The sequence below is a fragment of the Limnobacter sp. genome (genome assembly GCF_964228395.1).
In the GTDB taxonomy this organism is placed as follows: Bacteria; Pseudomonadota; Gammaproteobacteria; order Burkholderiales; family Burkholderiaceae_B; genus Limnobacter.
This window is the reverse complement of the sequence record NZ_CAXQZX010000066.1, coordinates 1-5,562: the sequence shown is the minus strand read 5'-3', so window position 1 is coordinate 5,562 and position 5,562 is coordinate 1. Positions and strand designations below refer to the sequence as shown.

Annotated in this window: 6 protein-coding genes; all 6 read left to right on the top strand. The window is 56.7% G+C overall.

The features are described 5' to 3' along the window. On the top strand, window positions 1–394 hold a 394-nt coding region (locus tag ACEQU8_RS05440; protein ID WP_370262082.1), incomplete at its 5' end, for a flagellar hook-basal body complex protein. A gap of 48 nt (window positions 395–442) precedes the next feature. Further along, window positions 443–1,132 (top strand): flagellar basal body L-ring protein FlgH, encoded by a 690-nt coding sequence (locus tag ACEQU8_RS05435; RefSeq protein ID WP_370262081.1) that lies wholly within the window; start codon window positions 443–445, stop codon window positions 1,130–1,132. A 10-nt stretch (window positions 1,133–1,142) separates the two neighbouring features. Continuing rightward, window positions 1,143–2,285, top strand: a complete 1,143-nt coding sequence (locus tag ACEQU8_RS05430) for a flagellar basal body P-ring protein FlgI (RefSeq protein WP_370262080.1) — start codon at window positions 1,143–1,145, stop codon at window positions 2,283–2,285. Then, a complete protein-coding gene (locus ACEQU8_RS05425) occupies window positions 2,285–2,701 on the top strand; it encodes a rod-binding protein (RefSeq protein ID WP_370262078.1) in 417 nt (138 codons plus the stop codon). Before ACEQU8_RS05430 ends, ACEQU8_RS05425 begins: the two co-directional genes overlap by 1 nt. A gap of 31 nt (window positions 2,702–2,732) precedes the next feature. Then, on the top strand, window positions 2,733–4,469 hold the full coding sequence (gene flgK, locus ACEQU8_RS05420) for a flagellar hook-associated protein FlgK (protein WP_370262077.1): 1,737 nt from the start codon (window positions 2,733–2,735) through the stop codon (window positions 4,467–4,469). A gap of 18 nt (window positions 4,470–4,487) precedes the next feature. Then, window positions 4,488–5,465 (top strand): flagellar hook-associated protein FlgL, encoded by a 978-nt coding sequence (gene flgL, locus ACEQU8_RS05415; RefSeq protein ID WP_370262076.1) that lies wholly within the window; start codon window positions 4,488–4,490, stop codon window positions 5,463–5,465. Window positions 5,466–5,562 lie beyond the last annotated feature (97 nt).

Sequence of the window (5,562 nt, the reverse complement as noted above, 5' to 3'; positions counted from 1 at the left end):
CTCCAACGGATACCCGGTGTTGGGGCCAGTCACCATTCCGCCCAATGTGCAAGACATTTCCATTTCGCAAAATGGCACCGTGAGCGCCATCATCCAGGGGCAAGTTCAACCCCAAGAGTTGGGTCAAATTCAATTGGCCACTTTTGTAAACCCGGCTGGCCTGTTTAGCCAGGGTCAAAACCTTTACCAAGAAACGGCGGCCTCCGGCGCACCCACCCAAGTGGTGGCTGGCACCAACGGCGCTGGTTTTATTTCCCAAGGCACGGTCGAGACATCCAATGTAAACGTGGTGGAAGAGCTGGTGGGTTTGATTCAGGCCCAGCGTGCTTACGAAATCAACTCCCGGGCAATCTCCACATCAGACCAGATGTTGCAGCGCTTATCCCAGCTTTGATTTTTTTGACATCAGGCACTCTGGGAGTGTTCTGATGGAGTAAATGGCATGAAAAGACTCGTTCCAATCGGTTTAACGGCAGCACTCTCAATAACTTTAGGGGCATGTTCAACATTTGTGCCCCGGGTGGACATGCCCGAGCAAACCACCGTGCAACAAACCCCGCAGTTGCCCCCACAAATGGCCAACACCGTGCCCACGGGCAGTTTGTACAACCCGGTCACGTATCGCCCCTTGTTTGAAGACCAGCGGGCCCGCTTTGTGGGCGACGTGCTCACTATTCAAATTCTGGAACAAATCAACGCCGCGCAAACCAACTCCATGTCGGCCTCTCGCAGCGACTCGGCCAGCATTGATGTACCACTCATTCAGGGCTTTTTTGGCAACCGCGATCTTCGCGCCCTCAATGCACAAGCCAGCAGCGAAAAAGACTTCAGTGGTCAGGGTGAAACCCGCGCCGCCAACAACCTCACAGGCACCATCACAGTCACTGTGTCGGGCGTGTTGCCCAACGGCAACCTGCAGGTGGTGGGCGAAAAACAAATTGGCACCAACCGCGATGTGGAATACCTGCGCTTCAGTGGCGTGGTCAACCCCATCACCATTCAGCCGGGCAACGTGGTGCCCAGCACCAAGGTGGCCGATGCCCGCCTTGAATACCGTGGCAAGGGCGTCTTGGACTCTGCCACCACCATGGGCTGGCTAAGCCGCTTCTTCCTCACCGTGTTGCCATTCTGAGGGCCTGGGTATGAACATCAACTCTTCAAAAATTCAGCAAACTTTTGGCAAGGCCGCGCTTTTTGTGCTCATGGCCTTGGCGCTGGTTTGTATGCCCAAGCCCGCCGATGCGCAAACCCGCATTCGCGACCTGGCTTCGGTGGCCGGGGTGCGTTCCAACCCCGTGTATGGCTATGGCATTGTGATCGGTTTGGATGGCACGGGCGACCAAACCACGCAAACCCCGTTTACCACGCAGAGTATTGTGGCCATGCTTCAGCAGTCGGGCATCAACTTGCCGCCCGGGGCCAACCTGCAGTTAAAAAATGTGGCCTCCGTCATGGTGACAGGCAACCTGCCAGCCTTTGCGCAGCCCGGGCAGGCCATCGACGTCACCGTCTCTTCCATTGGTAATGCCAAGAGCCTGCGCGGTGGCATGCTGCTCATGACGCCTCTCAAAGGCGCCGATGGCCAGGTGTATGCCCTGGCACAAGGCCAACTGATTGTGGGTGGGGCAGGGGCCTCAGCCGCTGGGTCAAAAACAGTCATCAACCATTTGTCAGCAGGCCGCATTCCCAACGGCGCCATGGTGGAGCGTGCCGTGGCCACGCCTTTCAATTTGGGCGAAAGCCTTCAGCTGGAACTGCACAGCACCGACTTTTCCAATGCGATCCGCGTGGCCGAAGCCATCAACAACACCATGGGCCCCAACGTGGCCCAGGCCCTGGATGGTCGCATTGTTCGTGTTCGCGCGCCTTCCAACCCCAACGACCGGGTAGCCTTTCTCGCCAAGGTGCAGGAGCTGTCCATCAGCAAAGCGATGGGTACCGCCAAAGTAATCGTCAATGCACGCACCGGCTCGGTGGTCATGAACCAGGCTGTGATGCTGGAGAGCTGTGCCGTGGCCCATGGTAACCTCACGGTGAAAATAACCGCCACCCCGGTGGTGTCTCAGCCAGCGCCATTTAGCCAAGGCGAAACCGTGGTGGCCCAGCAGGCCGATATTCAAATCTCCGAGTCGGGTGGCGAACTCATCGAAATCAAAGGCGCGGCTCAGTTGTCGGACGTGGTCAAGGCCCTGAACGCATTGGGCGCCACCCCAAGCGACCTCATTTCGATATTGCAAGCCATGCAAACTGCGGGCAGCTTAAAGGCCGAGTTGGAGGTTATTTGATGAACGCTCTGCCCAAAAACATTCCGCTGGACTCCCAAATGATGTCGCTGGACACCCGTGGCCTGGAGGGCTTGAAGCGCGCGGCTCGGGCTGAACGGGGCAGTGAAGATTTCAACAAGGCTGTGGACAAGGTGGCCCAGCAGTTTGAAGCGGTGTTTTTGCAGTGGGCGCTGAAAAGCATGCGTGATGCCACCCCTGAAGGGGGCTTATTTAACGATTCCACCACCAAAAGTTTTCAGGCCATGTACGATCAGGAGCTGGTTCAGCAATTGTCGGGCAAGGGCTTGGGCCTGGCCAGCGAGATCGCTCGGCAGCTTAAAGCGCAGGCCGGTGTGCCAGGTCAAACCTTGGCGCCGAGTGTCCCACGCAAGGAGATTGAGGGCATGCCCTTAACTTTGCAAAAAACCATCCGTTAAACCGTTCAAGACAGCATAGGATCCGCACATCATGTCGAACTCGGTCTACGGAATAGCGCTCAGTGGCTTAAATGCCGCACGGTCTGGGCTATCCACCACATCGCACAACATCGCCAACGCCAACACCGTGGGCTACAACCGCCAGCAGGTGATCCAGCAGGCGCGTCCCTCCACGGGCAGCGACATTGGCTTTATTGGTCAGGGCGTAGACATTGCCTCGGTGCAACGGGTTTACTCCGATTTCATCAATGCCCAAGAGCAGAAGGCCACGTCCGATGCTGCCTTTTTTGAGGCGAAGGCCCAGCAAATTGCCCGGGTAGATGCCATGATTGCAGACGATGCCTCGGGCTTGTCCAGCGCGCTCAGCATCTTTTTTGCCTCGGCCCAAACCCTGTCGACCAACCCGGCGGATTTGGCCGCAAGGCAAAACTATTTGTCTTCTGCAGGCACCTTGGCCGCCCGTTTTAATGGCCTGAACACGGTGATGGACGACTTGCGCGTGGCCACCAATTTGAAAGTCACCGACACCGTGTCGCAGTTGAATGATGCGTCTTCGCAAATCGCGGCGTTGAACAAACAAATTGTGGCCGCCAAAAACCAAACCAACGCCAACGGAGGTCCACCGAACGACCTGCTCGACCAACGCGACAGGTTGATCATGCAATTGTCCAAGCAGGTGCAAACCACCCGCATCGACATGGGTGACGGATCGGTGAATCTGTTTTTGGCCAACGGCCAACCTTTGGTTGTTAAAGACCGCCAGTTTGCAGTTAGCACTGAGATTGATCCCCAAGACCCCAAAAACCTCTTGGTGGGCACCACCAATGTGATCAACGGGCAAGCGCGTTTGGTTGCCTTTGAGCCCAGCAGCTTGGGCAATGGCGCCTTGGCGGGCTTTTTAAGCTTCCGTCAAAACGAACTCACCGAATATCAAAACACCATCGGTTTGTTGGCGGCCCGAATAGGGCAGGCTGTTAATGACGTTCAAACCGCGGGTGTGGACCTGGATCTCAATCCGGGGGGGGCATTGTTTGGCTTTGGCACCAGTGGCAATTTGGCCGTGGACATTTCCCGCGTGGTGCCCAACGTCAACAACAACACCGGCAACCTCACCAACATCACCATGCGTGCGGTTGATCTGTCCAAGCTCAGCGCCGCCGAGTACGAGGTCACCATTTCTGGCGGTGCACCCCAGTATCGGGTGGCTGGCAGCACAGGGCCTTTTACACCGGCGGTGGCCTTGGCCGATGGCTCTGGACCCTATTTTGAAATCCGTGATGCAGCTGGTGCACCGCTGCTTAGCTTTAGGTTGGACAACGCAACGCCCACAGACGGTGACACTTTCACCCTGATGCCCGTGCGTGAAGCGGCGCTGAACATGCGCGTGCTGATTGACCGGCCCTCGGAGGTGGCGGCCTCGTCGGCCACCAATCCAAGCATCGGCAACAACCAGGCCATGTTGCAAATCACTGCGCTGCAGACCTCGCGCACCATGTACCAGTCCAACAACTCGGCGGGCGTGGCCATATCCGATGGTTTTAACCAGTTGGTGAGCCGCGTGGGCAACAAAACCCGAGAATTCACCATTGGTGCCGAGTCGCGCACTGCGGTGTTGAATCAAGTGGCCGAGTCGCGTGATGCTTTACAGGGTGTCAATATGGACGAAGAGGCAGCGAATCTGTTGAGGTATCAACAGGCATACCAAGCGTCTGGACGGGTTATCTCCTTGTCCAAAGAATTGTTCGACCAAATCCTCAGCATGTTCTAGCAAGGCGGGTAACACACCATGACCATCGGCCGAATCAGCACCAACCAATACTTCAAGCTCAACACCGAGCGCATGTCCAAGCAGCAGTCGGACCTGGTAAAAGTCCAGGGCCAGCTGGCCACCGGGCAGCGGGTGCTTAAACCTTCAGACGATCCATTGGCCATGTCGGTTGCTTTGGGTGCCAAAGCGGGTGTTAAAACCATTGAGAGCTACCAGTCCAACCTCACTTACATCAACAATCAGCTGAGCCAAATGGATGTGGCCTTGCAAGCTGCCTCGGATGTGATGGTCACAGTCAAACAAACCATGCTGCAGGCCGGTAACGCATCGTTAGGCCCCTCTGATCGTGAAATTTTGGCTCAAGACCTGGAGGGCTTGGTGCAAGAACTCCGTGGCATCGCCAACCGAACTGATCCCAGTGGAGACTACCTGTTCTCTGGCACTTTTCAAAACCAAGCGCCATTCCAGGTACCCGGTGGCGCTGTCACAGGCAAATTCTTGGAAACCGCCTCAGCCGCTGCAGCACAGGCCGTGACCGGGCGAGATATTCAAGTGTCCAGTGGTCGGTTCATTAACTTGAACATCACTGGCAACGATGCCTTTGTGGACCCCGCCACCAACGAAACCGCTTTTGAAGTGCTCAACAGCGCCATCGCCTTGCTTCGCAACCCGGGCTTCCCCAATGCACAAGAGGGTGCCACACCCAGCGATACCTACCTGAAAGCCTTCAACAACCGCATGGCGCAAATGGATGATGTGTTTGACCAGGTGCAGCTGTCCCGAACCAAAGTGGGCGTGCGCATGCGTGAGGCTGAAACCCTGGAACAAATCAACCAAGCGGCTCAGCTTGAGTTAGAGCGCGTGGCGGGTGAAGCCGCCGGGCTAGATTACGCCAAAGCGATTAGCGAATTGTCGCAGGGGCAGTTGCAGTTGCAGGCGGCGCAGCAAAGCTTTGCGCAAGTATCCCAATTGAGTTTGTTCAACTTCCTGCGATAAGCCTTGGCCCCAATCGGGGCCGTGCTTGCTCAATTCCACAGCGTATTGGTGCCGGGTTGGCACCGACCCCTTGGCCTGGGATCAGCCCGTGTATCCC

What these genes read in the sequence shown, in the direction of transcription:
- ACEQU8_RS05435 (WP_370262081.1), top strand. Translation starts at nt 443, where the DNA reads ATGAAAAGACTCGTTCCAATCGGTTTAACGGCAGCACTCTCAATAACT.
- ACEQU8_RS05430 (WP_370262080.1), top strand. Translation starts at nt 1,143, where the DNA reads ATGAACATCAACTCTTCAAAAATTCAGCAAACTTTTGGCAAGGCCGCG.
- ACEQU8_RS05425 (WP_370262078.1), top strand. Translation starts at nt 2,285, where the DNA reads ATGAACGCTCTGCCCAAAAACATTCCGCTGGACTCCCAAATGATGTCG.
- flgK (WP_370262077.1), top strand. Translation starts at nt 2,733, where the DNA reads ATGTCGAACTCGGTCTACGGAATAGCGCTCAGTGGCTTAAATGCCGCA.
- flgL (WP_370262076.1), top strand. Translation starts at nt 4,488, where the DNA reads ATGACCATCGGCCGAATCAGCACCAACCAATACTTCAAGCTCAACACC.